The sequence below is a fragment of the Kitasatospora phosalacinea genome (assembly GCF_000717185.1).
Classification (GTDB): domain Bacteria; phylum Actinomycetota; class Actinomycetes; order Streptomycetales; family Streptomycetaceae; genus Kitasatospora; species Kitasatospora phosalacinea_A.
This window is the reverse complement of record NZ_JNYE01000137.1, coordinates 1-15,782: the sequence shown is the minus strand read 5'-3', so window position 1 is coordinate 15,782 and position 15,782 is coordinate 1. Positions and strand designations below refer to the sequence as shown.

Annotated in this window: 13 protein-coding genes; 2 read left to right on the top strand and 11 right to left on the bottom strand. The window is 74.5% G+C overall.

All coding sequences use genetic code 11. The features are described from left to right. Nucleotides 1–158: 158 nt before the first annotated feature. The 9 genes from OO57_RS35265 to OO57_RS35225 all read right to left on the bottom strand — a co-directional run bounded on the left by OO57_RS35265 (nt 159) and on the right by OO57_RS35225 (nt 11,154). Nucleotides 159–1,295: an acyl-CoA dehydrogenase family protein gene (locus tag OO57_RS35265; RefSeq protein WP_051778661.1), complete on the bottom strand. Its 1,137-nt coding sequence runs from the start codon at nt 1,293–1,295 to the stop codon at nt 159–161. Beyond that, nucleotides 1,292–2,098, bottom strand: a complete 807-nt coding sequence (locus OO57_RS35260; protein ID WP_081974191.1) for a class II aldolase/adducin family protein — start codon at nt 2,096–2,098, stop codon at nt 1,292–1,294. The genes OO57_RS35265 and OO57_RS35260 overlap by 4 nt, the downstream gene beginning before the upstream one ends. Beyond that, the gene (locus tag OO57_RS35255; RefSeq protein ID WP_051778660.1) at nt 2,079–2,801 is read right to left on the bottom strand and encodes a dihydrodipicolinate reductase C-terminal domain-containing protein; all 723 of its coding nucleotides are present in this window, start codon (nt 2,799–2,801) and stop codon (nt 2,079–2,081) included. Before OO57_RS35255 ends, OO57_RS35260 begins: the two co-directional genes overlap by 20 nt. Continuing rightward, nucleotides 2,791–3,072 carry an acyl carrier protein gene (locus tag OO57_RS35250; RefSeq protein WP_033256875.1) on the bottom strand — a complete coding sequence of 94 codons (282 nt, stop codon included), beginning with the start codon at nt 3,070–3,072 and terminating at the stop codon, nt 2,791–2,793. Before OO57_RS35250 ends, OO57_RS35255 begins: the two co-directional genes overlap by 11 nt. Before the next feature lie 143 nt (nt 3,073–3,215). Next, nucleotides 3,216–4,658: a class I adenylate-forming enzyme family protein gene (locus OO57_RS35245; protein ID WP_051778659.1), complete on the bottom strand. Its 1,443-nt coding sequence runs from the start codon at nt 4,656–4,658 to the stop codon at nt 3,216–3,218. Next, nucleotides 4,655–6,052: a hypothetical protein gene (locus OO57_RS35240; protein WP_033256874.1), complete on the bottom strand. Its 1,398-nt coding sequence runs from the start codon at nt 6,050–6,052 to the stop codon at nt 4,655–4,657. Before OO57_RS35240 ends, OO57_RS35245 begins: the two co-directional genes overlap by 4 nt. Before the next feature lie 13 nt (nt 6,053–6,065). Next, nucleotides 6,066–7,919 carry an ATP-binding cassette domain-containing protein gene (locus OO57_RS35235; protein ID WP_033256873.1) on the bottom strand — a complete coding sequence of 618 codons (1,854 nt, stop codon included), beginning with the start codon at nt 7,917–7,919 and terminating at the stop codon, nt 6,066–6,068. Beyond that, nucleotides 7,916–9,793 (bottom strand): ABC transporter ATP-binding protein, encoded by a 1,878-nt coding sequence (locus tag OO57_RS35230; protein WP_051778658.1) that lies wholly within the window; start codon nt 9,791–9,793, stop codon nt 7,916–7,918. Before OO57_RS35230 ends, OO57_RS35235 begins: the two co-directional genes overlap by 4 nt. Further along, nucleotides 9,790–11,154, bottom strand: a complete 1,365-nt coding sequence (locus OO57_RS35225) for a condensation domain-containing protein (protein ID WP_033256872.1) — start codon at nt 11,152–11,154, stop codon at nt 9,790–9,792. The genes OO57_RS35230 and OO57_RS35225 overlap by 4 nt, the downstream gene beginning before the upstream one ends. 356 nt (nt 11,155–11,510) lie before the next feature. Between OO57_RS35225 and OO57_RS35220 the strand changes: the two genes are divergently transcribed. Both OO57_RS35220 and OO57_RS35215 read left to right on the top strand, forming a co-directional pair. After that, nucleotides 11,511–12,113 (top strand): DJ-1/PfpI family protein, encoded by a 603-nt coding sequence (locus tag OO57_RS35220; RefSeq protein ID WP_033256876.1) that lies wholly within the window; start codon nt 11,511–11,513, stop codon nt 12,111–12,113. Nucleotides 12,114–12,336: 223 nt separating this feature from the next. After that, entirely contained in the window at nt 12,337–13,023 is a 687-nt protein-coding gene (locus OO57_RS35215) for a hypothetical protein (RefSeq protein WP_033256871.1), read from the top strand. A gap of 296 nt (nt 13,024–13,319) precedes the next feature. Here the strand turns inward: OO57_RS35215 and OO57_RS35210 are convergent, their stop codons facing one another. Both OO57_RS35210 and OO57_RS35205 read right to left on the bottom strand, forming a co-directional pair. After that, entirely contained in the window at nt 13,320–14,921 is a 1,602-nt protein-coding gene (locus OO57_RS35210) for an MFS transporter (RefSeq protein ID WP_033256870.1), read from the bottom strand. A 151-nt stretch (nt 14,922–15,072) separates the two neighbouring features. Then, nucleotides 15,073–15,543: a MarR family winged helix-turn-helix transcriptional regulator gene (locus OO57_RS35205; RefSeq protein WP_033256869.1), complete on the bottom strand. Its 471-nt coding sequence runs from the start codon at nt 15,541–15,543 to the stop codon at nt 15,073–15,075. Nucleotides 15,544–15,782: the final 239 nt, after the last annotated feature.

Below are 15,782 nucleotides of genomic sequence, written 5' to 3'. Positions count from 1 at the left end.
GGGTCGATGTCCTGTGGGCGATGCTGCGTGACAAGAGGCTGTTCACCTCCGCCCCGCCGGTCACGCAGGCGGCTTGACACGATCATTGAGATTCCTTCGGGTCGGTTCGGGGGTCCCGGCGGGCGGGGAGGTGGCGACGGGCGGGCGGGGCCCGGCAGTCACAGCGAGCGGGCGATGGCCATCCGCTGGATCTGGTTGGTGCCCTCGATGATCTGCAGGAGCTTCGCTTCCCGCATCCACCGCTCCACCGGGTGGTCCTGGACGTAGCCGTGGCCGCCGAGCACCTGCACGGCGTCGGTGGTGGCCCGCATCGCGCAGTCGGTCGCGAACAGCTTCGCCTGGGCGGCCTGGGTGGAGAACGGCTTTCCGGCGTCCCGGATCCGGGCCGCCTCCAGCACCAGGGCGCGGGCCGCCGCGATCTGGGTGGCCATGTCGGCGAGCAGGAAGCCGACGCCCTGGAAGGTGATCACGGGTGAGCCGAACTGGACCCGTTCCTTGGCGTACGCGACGGCGTAGTCGAGCGCGGCCTGGGCCAGGCCGACCGCGCAGGCGGCGATGCCGAGCCGTCCGTGGTCGAAGACCGAGGCGGCGATCAGCATGCCGCGGTTCTGGCGGCCGAGGCGCATCGACTCGTCCACCCGGACGTCCTGGAAGACCACCTGGGCGGTGGGCAGGGTGGCGAGCGCCATCTTGTGCTCGGGGCGCTGGGGCAGCACGCCTTCGGTGCGGGCGTCGACCATGAGGCAGGTCAGCCCGCCCAGGCCGGGGCCGCCGGTGCGGCAGTACACGTTGTAGAGTCCGGCGACCCCGCCGTGGCTGACCCAGGACTTGGTGCCGGAGAGCCGGTAGCCGCCGTCCTCGCGGACCGCGGCGGTGCGGATGCCCTCGAGGTCGGATCCGGCGTCGGCCTCGGAGAGCGCGTTGGCGCCGAGGACCTCGCCGCTCAGCAGCTGCGGGAGCCAGCGGTCCCGTTGGCCGTCGTCCCCGAAGCGGGCCAGTCCGTGCGCGGCGAGGACTTGCAGGTGCACCGACTCGGCGACCGCGAACCAGCGGTACGCCAGCCGTTCCAGCACCTGGAGGTAGACCGCGTACGGCTGGTCGCCGCCGCCCCAGCGTTCCGGGAAGGGCAGCCCGAGCAGTCCGCTGCGGCCGAGCAGTTCGACCGTCTCGCGGGGGAAGCGCCCGGCGTGTTCGTGCTCGGCGGCGCGCGGCGCGAGTTCCTTGTCCGCGATCTCCTCGACCAGCGCGAACAGGTCGCGCTGGGTGTCGTCCGCGAAGTGGCGTTCCACCTTCACCAGGCCACCGCCTCGGGCCAGGTCCGCAGGACGCTGCGCACGGAGTGCTCCCAGTACGAGCGGACGGCGAGGTCGCCGTAGATGAACTCGCGCTTGGCCTCCACGTCGGCGGCCGAGGAGCTGTGGTAGCCGCCGGGGACCGCTTCGGCCATGAGCTGGAGGCGGCACGCCCGCTCCAGCAGGTGGGCCAGGACCACCGCGTGCTTGAGCGACTTGCCGACCACCAGGCCGCCGTGGTTGCGCAGCAGGAGCGCGGGGGCGCTGCCGAGCGCGTCGGCCACGGCGCGGCCGGTGGCGATGTCCAGGATGGTGTTGCTGGTCAGGGTGAAGCGGGGCAGCCGTTCCTCGAAGTACGCGCCGTCGTGGGAGACGGGCCGCACCGTCAGGTCGGTGGCGCCGAAGACGAGCGTGTGGGGGGCGTGGCTGTGCACGACGGCGTTGACGTCGGGGCGGGCCGCGTACACGGCCTGGTGGAGGGCGAGTTCGGGCGGTGCGAGGCGGTGCGGCGGCGCGTCGGGGTCGACGTTGGCGGGGACGACGTCCTCGGGGCGGCACTCGTCGAAGCCGGTGAGGGCGCCCTTGATCTGGAAGGTGCGGCTGCCGGGCAGGCGGGCCGAGACCTGGCCCTGGTTGAAGTCGTCGTGGCCGCCGAGCGACAGCGACCGGGCCCCGACGGCGAGTTGGCCGCGCAGCCGGGCCTGGGCGGGGGTGAGGTCCCGGGCCGGGGTGGGGGCCTGGTCGGGGGCCGGGCGGCCCGGGGCGGGGGCCCCGGGCGGGAGCCCCTCATCGGTTCTGGTCGACATGCCTGCTCCTTCGCGCCAGGTCTTCGTAGACCTCGTCCATCGTCCACAGCCCGGCCTGCGCGCGGGCGAGCCACTGCACGCCGAGCACGGCGCCCGCGCCCGCCGCGGCCAGCGACCTGACGTCGTGCGTGACGGTCAGGGTCTGGTGGTCGAAGGTGAGGGTGAGTGTGTGTTCGCTGACCGGCAGTCCGCCGCGCAGGGAGGCGGTGCCGGCGGGGGGTTCGCCGGTCAGGTCGGTCCAGAGTTCGGCCAGGCCGAGGGCGGAGGCGCTGGGGCTGTCCTTCTTGGCCGTGGTGTGCCGCTCGTGCACCACCGCTTCCGGCCGTTCGGCGCCCGCGGGGAACGCCTGGGCCAGGGCGGCGATCGCCTGGCGCTGGAGCCAGTGGCCGAGCGACAGGTTGGCGGCCCGCAGGACGGGCCGTTCCGCGGCCAGGTCCCGGAGCGCCGCGCGGTGGTCCCCGGACAGGCCGGAGGCGCAGCTGAGCAGGGGCAGCTGGGCGGCCCGGCACTGGGCGGCGGTCCGTTCGGTGGCGGCGGCGGGGGCGGCGTCCACGACCAGGTCGGGCCGGTCGGCGGTGGGCAGTTCGCCGTCGGGGCGGGCCGGGAGCACGAGGTGGCCGGCCCTCCGGCAGGCGTCGGCGACGGCGGTGCCGAGTCGGCCCCGCGCGCCGACGAGCGCCACCCGCAGCGGGTCATCCGGCATGGACGTCGATTCCCTGGCCGTCCATGTACCGCAGGAGGCCGTCGACGGTGGTGAGGGTGCCGGCCGCTTCCTCCAGGTCGACGTAGATGCCGAACTCGTTCTCCAGGGAGTCGATCAGGCGCAGGAAGGAGAGCGAGGACATGCCGAAGTCGGCGAAGGTGGCGGTGCCGGCCACCACGCCGTCCAGCGGGAGGCTGCCGTCGGAGGCCGCGACCGCCATTTCGGCGACGCGGAGGTGGAGGGGGGAGGTCTGCGCGGGCTGGTCGGTCATGATGCTCCGTTTCACGGGACCGGGACGGTGGTCGGGGAGGTGGTGCGGGTGCTGCGGGTGTGGCGGGTGGTACGGGTGCGGCGGGTGGTACGGGTGCTGCGGCGGGCCGGAGGGGTGGGCGGCGGGCCGGGCGGGTCCGGGGTTCACCCGCCCAGCAGGGCGCGGGCCGCCGTCAGCCGGGCCTTGCCGATGCTGGAGGTGGGGATCGCGTCCACCACGGCGAGGCGTTCGGGCACCTTGTAGGGGGCGAGCAGGCTGCGGCAGTGGGCCCGGACGGTGTCCGCGTCCAGGCCGCCCGGGGCGGCGACCAGGGCGCCCAGTGCCTTGTCCCCGTCGGACCTGGCGACTTCCAGGACCAGGGCGTCGGTCACTCCGGGCAGGGTCCGCAGGACGTTGGCGACCTCGGTCGGGTCGACCTTCCGGCCGCCGATGTTGATGAGCTTGCCGGAGCGGCCGGAGAGGTGCAGGAGCCCCGCTTCCAGGTGGCCCTCGTCGCCGGTGCGGTAGAACCCGTCCGGGTCGAGGCGGCGTTCGAGGACGCCGGGCGCGTTGAGGTAGCGGGAGCCCATGGACCGGGAGCGGACCCGGATCTCGGCGGCCGCCCCGGGGCGGGCGTCCGGGGGGAAGCGGAACTCGACGCCGGGCAGCGGGGCCCCGAGGCCGCGGGCCGGGTCCGGCTCGCGGTCGAAGGTGAGCGGCCCGGTCTCGGCGATGCCGTAGTAGTTGGCGACGGACAGTCCGTGGCGTTCGGCCAGGGCGCGGGCGTCGTCCGGCGGCAGGGGGGCGCCGGAGGAGATCGCCACCCGGATGCCGGCCAGTTCGGGGGCGGGGGCGGTGCGGCGCAGCAGCGAGGCGTACAGGGCGGGGAAGCCGGTGAGCCGGCTGGGCCGGGTCTCGCGGACGTAGCGCAGGACGTGGCCCGCCGTGGGCAGGCCGCCGGCCAGGTGGAGGACGGAGCCGGCGAGGAGGCCGGGGACGAGCGAGGTGTTGAAGGCGAGGCCGTTGGCGAGGCCGGCGAAGCACAGGATGCCGTCGTCGGCCCGCAGGCCGGTGCCGGTGATCCAGCCGGTGGCGGCGCCGATGACCGCGTCGCCCGAGAACTCGACGCAGTTCGGGAAGCCGGTGCTGCCCGTGGTGTAGCGGCAGAGTTCGGTGGTGGGCAGCAGGTCGGGGCGTTCGCGCGGTCCGGTGGCGGCGCTGGCCTGGAGTCCGCCGGGCAGCGGGCGGGCGGGGGCGGCCACGGCACCGGGCAGCGGGCGGTCGTGGAGCAGCAGGTCGATGCCGCAGCTGCGGACGGCGGCGGCGATCTCGGTCTCCTCCCACTGCGGGTCGAAGAGGAAGGGCACCGCGCCGCTGCCGAGGACGGCGAGCAGGGCGGTCGGGTAGTGCACCGTGTTGCGCAGGGTCAGGGCGATCCGGGGCCGGTCGTGGCCGGGGCCGGCGGTTTCGCCCAGGCTGCTGCGCAGTTCGTCGCTGCGGGCCAGGAGGTCGCCGTGGCGGAGGGTGCCGGTGGGGTCGCTGACGGCGGGGCGGTCCCGGTGCGTCGCGAGCGAGGCGCTCAGGCGTTCCCAGAGCAGGCCGGTCATCTCTCCCCCTGGGCGTAGGCGATCTCGGCGCGGTCGAGTTTGCGGGCGTCGTCGCGGTCGTTGCCGAGGGCGACGACGTAGAGGAGTTCCCGGGTGTGGTCGAGTCCGGCTGCGGCCAGCCACTGTGCGGCGTCGAACCCGCCGACGCCGGTGACGCCGACGGCGTTGCGGGCCGCGCCGAGGTAGAGCAGGTGGGCGGCGGCCGCGGAGCGGAAGACGGCTTCGCGCAGCGGGTCGGGTCCGGTGCCGAGCGTGCTGGCGCGGTCGGCGTGCAGGAGGACGAAGGCGTCGGCGCCGGCCAGGTGGCTCTGTCCGGTGCAGGCGCGGGCGATCGCCGCGGTGTCGGTGACGAAGGCGGTGCCGACGAAGTCGGGTGCCCCGGGCGGGTTGTCCCCGGGGGCGGTGATCCGTCCGGGCGGGGTCAGTACGGTGACGCCGAAGCCGCTGCCGGTCAGGTCGCAGGGGAGGGCGGTCATGAGGGCGCCGACGCAGTCGAGCAGGACGGCGGGGTCGAGCGGCTGGCGTCCGAAGCGCTTGGAGGAGCGCCGTCGGCGGGAGAGTCCGGTCCACTCGCCCGGTTCGATGCCCGCGGCGGCGGGGAGCAGCGGTCCGCTCTCCACGACGGTGCGGGTGGTGAGCCGGTGGTGGTCCGGTCCGTCGGCGAGGAGGCGGGGGATCCGCGCCCAGCAGACCGATTCGAGGTACCCGGCGCTCTCCAGCGGGGCGGGCTGTTCCTGGTGCAGGTAGCTCCAGCCGTCGGGCGGGGCGGCGGCGGGTGTCCGGGGGGCGTCCAGTTCGAGGACGGAGTGGACCTCCCGCCACGGGAGGTGGTCGGCGAGCGCTTCGGCGAGCCGGCGGCGGGGCAGGGCGAGGCGGAGCCGGGCGGTGCCGCGGTCGAGGGCGGTGCCGAGCAGGTTGGTGGCCGCGTGGCCGGCGTCGATCTGGGCGTAGAGGTAGCCGCGCGGGCCGTACTTGCGGATGGACAGCCAGGGGCGGACGGCGAGCAGGACGAGGACGGACCGGTCGCTGCCGGTGGTGCCGGCCAGGGCCTCGGCCAGTGGTGCCCCGGCGGCGGTGCGCACGCACAGGCGGCGGTCGAGGTTGAGGCGGTAGAGGACGGCGGGCCCGGGGCCGGAGCGGTCCAGGACGAGGACGTCGTAGGGGAAGATGGCGCCCGCGGAGGGGACGGAGCGGACGCTGCCGGGCCCCTTCGCGAGGATCCCGTCGTCGACGACGTGCAGGGCGGCGGCCAGGCTGGGCCCCGGTGCGGTGTCGGCGGCGAGTTCGGGGTGGGCCGGTATGGCGGTCAGTTCTTCCCAGATCCTTGCGAGTCCGGCTTCGTCGGCGGTGGTCGCCGGGCGGTCGAGCCGGTCGATGGGGTCACGTGTGTGCAACGCCGCAGCCTCTCTAGACATATGCGCCCGCTTGCAGGGTGTACAGCTCCGCGTAGAGTCCCCGCGCCGCCATGAGGTCCTCGTGGGTGCCCCATTCGCGCACCCGGCCGTCGGCGAGGACGAGGATGCGCTCGGCGCGCCGGACGGTGGAGAAGCGGTGGGTGACCAGCACCGTGACGGAGCCGTGGGCCAGGGCCCGGGTACGGGCGGTCGCGCCGTACCCGTCGAACAGGGTGTGCTCGGCCTCGGCGTCCAGGGCCGAGGCGGGTTCGTCCAGGACGAGCAGCAGGGGGGCGGGGCGCATCAGGGTGCGGGCGAGGCCCAGTTTCTGCCACTGGCCGCCGGAGAGTTCGGCGCCGTCGCCGTAGCCCTTGCCGAGCAGCTGGTCGGGGCCCTGCGGGAGGGCGGCGACCACGGCGGCGGCGTCGGCGCGGGCGAGGGCGTCCGCGAGGGCGGCGTCGTCCGCGCCGGGTTCCGTGCCGGGCCGCAGGTCGCCGAGGCCGACGGTCTGCCGCAGCGGCAGTTCGTACCGGGCGAAGTCCTGGAGCAGGGCGGCGACGCGGGAGCGCCAGGCGGCGGCGTCCAGGTCGGCCAGGTCGGTGCCGTCGACCAGGATGCGGCCGCTGGTGGGGCGGTAGAGGCCGCAGAGCAGTTTGACGAGGGTGCTCTTGCCGGCTCCGTTCTCGCCGATCAGGGCGATGGTGGTTCCGGCGGGGATCTCCAGGTCGACGTCCTCCAGGACGGGGCGGGTGGCTCCGGGGTAGCTGAAGGAGACGTGTTCGAAGCGGATGCCGTGGGCCAGCCGCACGGGTGTCGCGCCGTCCGGTGCCGCGGGGCGGGTGCCCTCGGTGCTGTCGGTGCCCTCGGGGCCGTCGGTGCTGTCGGTGCCTGCGGCGGGTGCGGGGGCCGGGGTGTCGAGTTCGGTGAGCCGGCGCAGGGTCCGTCCGGCGCCCTGGAGGGTGCCGAACAGGCCCAGGAAGGTGGTCATCTGGGTGCTGATCTGGACCATCAGGGTGATCACCAGGATGACGTCGCCCAGGCCGATCCGTCCGGCGAGCGCGGTGCCGACGGTGATCAGCAGGGCGGCTCCGTAGGCGGCGGCGAACAGGGCCTGGCCGGCCGCGCGCAGGGCCGCGGCGCTCCACTGCGAGCGGTTGAGGACGGTGCTCGCGGCCTGCCAGGACTCGGCCTGCCGGCGTCCGAGTTCGGGTCCGGCGCCGGCGAGCCTGATCTCTCCGGCGGGGCCGGGGGCGGTGGCGAGCCGGAGCAGGTCGCGGGTGCGGCGGGAGTCCTCGGCGCTGCGCTTCTTGGCGCGCTCGACCAGGTCCTGGGCGCGGTTGCCCATCAGGACCGGTGGCACGGCGAGCAGCGGCAGCAGGGCCAGGACGGGTTCGACCAGGGCCAGCAGTGCCATGGTGACGACGGTCTGGACGCCGATGGCGACCAGTTGGAGCGCCGCTTCCAGCGCGGACCTGGTCCTGACCACCTCTTCGCGGACGAGGTGCAGGGCGTCGGCGAACTCCGGGGTGCCGACGCGCTCCAGGGTGTCGGGGCCGCCGGAGGCCGCCAGCAGCCGGTTCTGGAGCTCGACCTCCTCGAGTTCGCCGAGCTCGAAGTAGTGCAGGTGGGCGAAGTGGCCGAGCATCAGTTCGGCGACGAGGAGCAGCGCGGCCACCAGGGCGCAGCCGACGGCTGCGGGGCCGCGGTCGTCGAGCAGGGCCTCCGCCAGGTGCTTGAGGGCCACCGCGAGGGCGGGGGTGGCCAGGCAGCCGAGCAGGAGCAGCCCCAGGCCGGTGGTCAGGCGGCGCCGGTCGACGCGCCAGGACAGCCGGGCGAAGTGGGCGACGGCGCGCCACAGGTCCTTCATCGCAGGGCTCCTTCGCGGCCGGGGGCGCTCTCGTCCGGGGCCGGGTCGAATCGGTCGGCCTGGAGCCGGAAGAGCGTCGCGTACCGGCCGCCCTCGCGCATCAGGCTGTCGTGGTCGCCGTGCTCGACGACGGCGCCGTCCTCGACGACGACGATGTTGTCCGCGCGCCGGACGGTGGAGAAGCGGTGCGAGATGACCACGCTGGTGGTGCCGCGGGTGAGTTCCAGGAAGCGCTCGTAGAAGGCGACTTCGGCCCGGACGTCGAGCTGGGCGGTCGGTTCGTCCAGGACGAGGACCTCGGCACCGGAGTCGACCGCGTAGAGGGCCCTGGCGAGCGCGACCCGCTGCCACTGGCCGCCGCTGAGGTCCCGGCCGCCCTGGTAGGCGGCGGAGAGCACGGTGTCGGGGCCGACGGCGTCCAGGACCTCCCGGGCGCCGGCCCGGGCCAGGGCCGCGGTGACGGCGTCCCGGTCCGGCGGGCGGTGGGCGGCCCCGAGGGCGACGTTCTGGGCGAGCGTCAGGTCGTAGCGGTTGAAGTCCTGGAAGACGACGGCCAGTCGGCGGCGCCACGCGGTCGGGTCCATGGCGGTCAGCGGGACGCCGTCGGCCTCGATCCGGCCCGCGACGGGTTCGTGCACCCGGGCGAGCAGCTTGACCAGGGTGGTCTTGCCGGCGCCGTTGAGGCCGATCACCGCGGTGGAGCGGTTGGCGGGGATCACCAGGTCCAGGCCCCGGTAGACCTGCCGGTCGGCGCCGGGGTAGCCGAAGTCGACGCCGCGGAACGCGATGCCCTCGGACAGCTGCGGCACCGGCCGCGCCCGGTCGGGCACCGGTTCGCGGCCCGCCTGCTCGACGAAGTCGGTGAGCGCCTGGTGGGCGAGCATCCCGTACTGGGTCTGCACGTCGCTCTCGGGGAAGTAGACGCCGAAGCGCAGCGGGACGAGCAGGCACTGGACGGTCAGGGCGAGCGCCAGTGCGCCGTCGCTGCCCGGGGGGACGGTGGTGGCGAGGACGAGCAGGTTGCCCGCCGCGCCGACGAGGGCGACGACCGCGAGGCCGGCGAACGGGAGCAGCAGCAGCCGGCGGCGTTCCTTCCACAGCTGCGCCAGGTAGTCGACGGCCTCGGCCCGGTAGCGGGCGCGGAACCAGGGCAGTGCGCCCAGCAGGCGGACTTCCTTCCCGCCGGAGGCGTCGACGGCGGCGGTCCGCAGGTAGGCGGACTTGCGGCGCTCGCCCGCCAGGCTCTTCCAGTACTCGACGTAGGCCGCGAGGGAGCCGCGGTTGACGGAGCGGATGACGAGCGCGGTGGCTCCGGCGAGCACGGCGGTCCACGGGTTCAGGACGGCGCCGAGCACGAGGAGGCAGGCCAGGAGCTGGCTGTAGCGGGCGACGAGGTTCACCAGGCCCGCCACGGCGTCGCCCGGGCTGGGCATGGCCCGGTCGAAGGCGGAGCGGGCGTCGGCGAGCCGGTCCAGTGCCTCCGGCCGGTCGAGCGCGGCGGGCGGCGCGTCCACCGTCGTGGCCGTCAGCATCCGGTGCGCGCAGTGGCCGTCGACGGCCCGGGTGACCGTCTCGGCCACGGCGGTCTGGAACGGCCGCAGCACCTGCGAGAGCAGGAAGACCGCGAGGGCGGTGACCAGGGGGGTCAGCAGGGCGTCCCAGTGGCCGCCGTCGGCGGCGGCCCGGGGGAGCCGGGAGACCGTGACGGCGGTGGCGATCATGAACGCCACCGGCAGCAGCCCCAGCGCGAGGTTCACGGCGAGGGCCGCGGCGAGGAGCGGGCGGCCGGCGGCGGGCAGCAGGCGGGCGATGGACAGCCAGCGGGCCGTGCGGGCGCGGAGCAGCGCGACCGCTCCGCGCGGTGCGGCCGTCACTTCTCCCCCTCGGGCGGGGTCGGTGCGGCGGCGAGCCGCAGCGCGGCGTCCAGGACCACCCGCTCGGTCTCGCGGAGGCTCTCCTCGATGCCGGTGCGGGGCAGCAGCAGGGTGTCCGCCATGACGAAGAACCGGGCCGAGTCCGGCGAGTAGGTCGTGTGGGCGAAGAACGTCGCGTCCTGGGCGGCCCAGGTGCCCTCGACGTGGATGCGGGTGCGGGCGCGCAGCCGCTCGACCGCCCCGGGCTCGGTGGGGAGCGGTTCGAGCGTGTCGGGCCACCTGTCCTGGAGCCGCGCGTCGTTGAAGAAGCAGCCGAGGTCGGGGCGGGCGCCGCGCTGCTCGGTGAGGCGGTCGAGCAGCCGGTCGAGCTCCAGGGGGTGGTAGCGGGCGTGCTGGTAGGCGAGCATGGCGCGGTCGTGGGTGCGGGTGACGAGGTCGGCGAAGTCGCCGCGGTCCACGCCGTCGACGGTGAACAGGGCGTTCTCCGTCATGGAGCCGACCAGGGCGTCCGTGCGCGGGTCGACCCGGTTGAAGGCGATCAGCTGGAGCACGACGGAGTCCCGGCCCGCGAAGCGGCCCACCACGGCGGACGTGGCGGCGAGCAGGACGGTGGAGACGGACGTCCGGCAGTGGTCGGCCAGTGCGGTGGCGGCGATCGCCAGCGCGGGCGAGTCCATGCCGAGCCGGACGAAGCGCTCCGGGTCCTCGGGGGCGCCCTGCGGGGACGGCCCGAACATCGTCGCGGGCGCCTTCTCCAGGTTCCGCTCCCAGTAGCGCAGGGCGCCCTTGCTGCGGGCGGCCCCGCCGGGCGCGCGTTCGACGGCGACCTGGTCCCTCGGCTGCCAGGCGTCGGCGTCGGGCTGTCCGCCGGTGGCCAGGAGGCGCAGTTCCCGCTCCATCACCCGCATCGACCAGCTGTCCACGGCCTGGTGGGTGACCACCATGCCGATGTGCAGGGCGGTGTCGCCGTGGGCGAAGACGGTGAAGCGGCCGGGCATCCCGTCGGCGCCGGGCAGCTTCCCGGCGGCCTGGGCGACGGTGCGCTCCTCGGCGCTCTCCCGGGCGCCCTCCAGGGGGACGGGGACCACCAGGACGTCCACGGTCCCCTCGGCCGAGACCGTCTGCGACGGCTCCTCCGCCCCGGCCTCCCACCTGGTCCGCAGCGCCTCGTGCCGGGCGACGAGGCGGGCGACCGCTTCGACCGCCCCGTCCACGGTGACGCCCTCGGGCAGGTCGACCAGCCGGCGGACGTTGAAGTAGTGCGCCTCGTCCCCCATCCAGGCGATCGTCTTCCAGATCGCGAGCTGTCCCCAGGTGAGCGGTGCGGTCCCGCCGTGTGCGGAGAACGTCCGCCTGTGCACTTCTTCTCTGCTGTCCACTGATGGCTTCCTGAGGTCGGGGGAAACGACGCGGAAAAGCGGGGGGCAGCACTTCGGCGGAACCGGAAATGAATATCGCGCAGCGCAGTGCGCCCCCCGTGGCGACTGTCGGTGCTCGTTCAACGAGGCTGCAACCTACACAGAGGTCTAGGCCAGCGTCAACGATCGGTCTCGCGATCTGAGATCTTGCAAGTCATCGGCCGTTGTGGCGACTTAACGGCACGTCAGGAAGCCGCCCGCCGACCGGACGCGCCCGCTCCGGGCACTCCGCCGCACCGGGTCCGGCCGCGGCGCCCCGGCACTGGCCACGGCACGGGCCGTCTGTTTTGATGGTCGCCATGAGCGACACGAAATTCCGCGAGATCGCGATCCTGCTTTTCCCCGACGTCGAGGAACTGGACGCCATCGGCCCGTGGGAGGTGCTCTCCTACTGGACGCGGAAGTTCCCCGAGGACGGCTGGCGGGTGAATTGCGTCTCCCGGGACGGGGCCCCCGTCCTGTGCGCGAAAGGCCTGACGATCCTGCCGCACTTCTCCCGGGAGACCATGCCCGCCCCCGAGGTCCTCCTGCACCCCGGCGGCCAGGGCACCCGCCCCCTCCTGGAGGACCAGGACCACGTCGACTGGGTGCGCGGGCTCAGCTCCGCGGCCTCCCTGACGACCAGCGTCTGCACCGGCGCCCTCGTCTACGCCCGGGCCGGCCTACTGCACGGCCGCCCCGTCACCACCCACTGGGCGTCCCTCGACCTGCTCGCCACCCTCGAACCCACCGCCGAGGTCCGCCCCGACGCCCGCTTCGTCGACGACGGCGACCTCATCACCTCCGCCGGCATCTCCGCCGGCATCGACATGGCCCTCCACCTCGTCGCCCGCCTGCACTCCCCCGAACGCGCCCGCGAGGTGCGCCGCGGCATCCAGTACGACCCCGAGCCCCCCGTGTGACCCGACCGGCTCCGGGAGTTCCCCGCCGCCCGGGGAGAACCCGCGGTGACCTGGTAGTCGGCCCGGGGCCGGGTCGCGGCCCGTCCGGGGGCCGCGTGCTGAACCCAAGGGTCGGTGAGGACTCTTGACAGTCGGGTGGCCCGGACCACCAGTATGGGTCCGGGCCAGAGACCAGAGTGCTTCAGGTCGCCGAAGTCCCCCACCTTCGAAGGGAGCGCGGTCCATGTCCGGACCCGTTCGCGCACCACTCCGAGCCCTGCTCGCCGGAGCCGTCACCGCCACCGTCGTCGGCGTGGCGCTCACCGGCACCGGAACCGGCACCGCCCACGCGGCGGGCACCCCACTGCCCGCCCGGGCCTTCGCCCCGTACGTCGAGGCCCCGTCCACCGCCCCCTCCCCGTCGCCCTCCGCGTCGAGCGTCCTGGTGCCCGCCATCCAGGTGCAGGTCAGCCCGTCCTCGGGCACGGTGACCGCCGGATCGTCGACCACCGCGACCGTGAGCACGGCCATCATCAACAACGGCTCGAACACGTCCATCGCGCTGACGGTCAGCGGCGTCCCCACGGGGGTCACCGCCTCGGTCAGCCCGTCCTCGGTCAACGGGAGCTCCAGCGCCGCCCTGTCGGTGTCGACCGTGTCCACGGTCGTCCCCGGCACCTACACCCTGACGGTCAAGGGCGCGCTGACCGGCACCTCGGCCACGTCCTCCGCGACCTACACGCTCACCGTGACCGGTACCGCCACCGCCCCGGCGTGCTCCACCGCCTCCTGGGTCGGCACACAGGTCTACACCGGTGGCAACACCGTCTCGTGGAAGGGCCACCGGTGGAGCGCCAAGTGGTGGACGCTGGGCGAGGAGCCCGGCACCACCGGCCAGTGGGGCGTCTGGCAGGACCTCGGCACCTGCTGACCTGCACCCGTCGCCAGGCCGCGTCCCGGAACCAGGGCCCGGAACCGGGGCCCGGCTCCGCGACGCGTGCGGACTCTGCTGCCCGCTTCGCCGCGGGGTGCTGGTCGGGTTCGGGACGATCACTCTGCGGGCTGCCTGGCGGTGGTGCGGCCCGGGCGGAGCCCTTGGCCCGGGCGGAGGAGTTCCGCCCGGAGGAGGCACTGCGACCGGCGTGCGCGCCGACGGGCAACCGCAGAAGTGCCGAGGCGGAGGTGCCCGGCCGGGATCCACCGGCCGGGCGCCTCCGCCTCGGCTGCTCAGGCGTGGGCGGCGGTCGGCTTGCGGGTGCCGTGGCGCAGTCCGGCGGCGGCGAGGAGGGCGCCGATGACGCACAGGGCAGCGGTGACCTGGACGGCGGTGTGGACGCCGTTCATGAAGGCGTTGCCGCTGCCTTCGACGACGGCGGCCCTGAGTTGGGCGGGCACGGCGGCGTCGACGGGGGCGATGCCCATGGCGACGGCGTCCTTGGCGGCGGCGAAGCCCTGGGCGGCGGGTTCCGGCACGCCCGCGCCGGTCAACTCGTGCACCAGGGTGGCGCCGACCCGGCCGCTGACCAGCGAGACCAGGACGGAGGTGCCGAGCGCGCCGCCGATCTGCAGGGCGGTGGCCTGCAGGCCGCTGGCCACACCGCCGTCGCGGACGGGGGCGTTGGCGACGATGGCGTCGGAGGAGGCGGACATCACCATGCCGACGCCGAGGCCGATCAGGACGAAGGGCGGCCACATCGCCCCGTACGCGGAGTGGCTGTCCCAGGTGCTCATCCACAGCGCGGCGACGGCCTCCAGCAGCATGCCCGCGGGCATGGTGAGGCGGGCGCCGAAGCGTCCGGTCAGGGCGGCGCCGAGCGGGGCGGCGGCGACGGAGGCCAGGCTCATCGGCAGGGTGCGCACGCCGACCTCGACCGGGCTGAGGCCGCGGACGTTCTGCAGGTAGAGCATCAGGAAGAAGATGACGCCGAGCAGGACGAAGAAGTTGATCGCGGTGACGACGGTGCCGATGGTCAGGGCCGGGCTGCGGAACAGCCGCATCGGCAGCAGCGGGTGGGCGACCCGGGTCTCGTACCGGGCGAAGAGCGCCAGCAGCAGCAGGCCGCCCGCCAGGGTGCCCAGGGTTGCGGCCGAACTCCAGCCCCAGCTCTCGCCCTTGATCACGCCGAAGACCAGGGCGACCAGCCCGAGGGCCAGCACGGCGACGCCGACCAGGTCGAAGCGGTGCTGCCCGGTGGAGTCCTTGCTCTGCGGCAGGACGAGCAGGCTGAAGACCAGCGCGCCGATGCCGATGGGCACGTTGACGTAGAAGACGGACTCCCAGCTGACGTGCTCCACCAGCAGGCCGCCGACGATCGGGCCGAGCGCGGTCGAGCAGGAGGCGACCATCGCCCACAGCCCGACCGCGGTGCCGAACTGCCGGGGCGGGAAGACCGCGCGCAGCAGGCCCAGCGTGTTGGGGATCAGCAGCGCGCCGAACAGGCCCTGCAGGGCGCGGAAGGCGATGACGCCGCCCACCGAGCCGATCAGGCCGATCATCACCGAGGAGGCGACGAACCCGGCGACGCCGACCAGGTAGAAGGTGCGGCGGCCGAAGCGGTCGCCGAGCTTGCCGCCGAGGATCAGCGCGGCGGCCATCGCCAGGAGGTAGGCGTTGGTGACCCACTGCAGGTCGGAGGTGGAGGCGTGCAGGTCGCGGCCGATCTCCGGGTTGGCGATCGAGACCACCGACCCGTCGAGGTTGACCATGAACAGGCCGATCGCGACGGCGACCAGCGTCAGCCACGGGTTGGCGCGCCGCCCGCCGGACTGCCCGGGCGGTTCGGTCCGTACGGGCAGGGCGGTGCGGTCCACCGGGGTGGAGGAGGGCATGAAGGTGCCTTGTCTGGAAGGGAGTTGACGGAAACGCCGCGCCGGTCCGCGTTCACGGCACGGACGCGCGCCGGAGCACCGTCGGCAGCCGCCGGACGTGCCGGGGCGCGCCGGAACGGGGTTCCGGGCCCGGGCGGGCGGTGCCGGGGGGTCAGCCGGCGGAGTGGGGGCGCCGGGCGAGTGAGTTCAGGGCGCCGAGGGCCGAGCCGAGGGCGTCCTGCTCCCCGTCGGTGAGCGTGGCCAGCAGCCGCGTCAGGTGGGCGGTCTTGATCGCCCGGGCCTCGGCCAGCCGCGAAGCGGCCAGCGGCGTGGGGTGCAGGTGGGCGACGCGCTTGTCGTCGGCGTCCTGCCGACGCTCCAGCAGGCCCTTCTCGGTGAGCTGCGAGACGAGGGCGCTGACGTTGTTCGGCTTCATCAGCAGGACCTCGGCGGCCTCGCGGACCGTGATGCCCACGTGCTCCTCGACCAGCCGCAGCAGGGCGAGCTGCCCCTCGGGCAGCCCGGGGTGCGGGAAGTCCAGCGCGACCTGCCGCTCCAGCACCCGGTTCAGCACGGGCAGGACCGACACCAACGCCTCGGCGGTGGAGTCGACTTGCTCACTGCGAGCACGGGGGGAGGGCACCGCCCCAGATTAGATACACCTTCATACCTATGTCAACATATCCAACCCCTCGGGCCGCGGGCACCGGGCCGCTCCGGCCGCCCGCAGCGCCGCGGCCCGGGCGAGGCGGCAGTGCCGTCCCGCCCGGGCCGCGGCGGACCCGGATGCTCCTATGGATGTCAAGCGGCTTCGGTGAGGTCGCTTCGAGTGGTTGGCGGGTTTGTGCGAGTGGGGTGGATCGACCGCATCAGGGCGCGGTA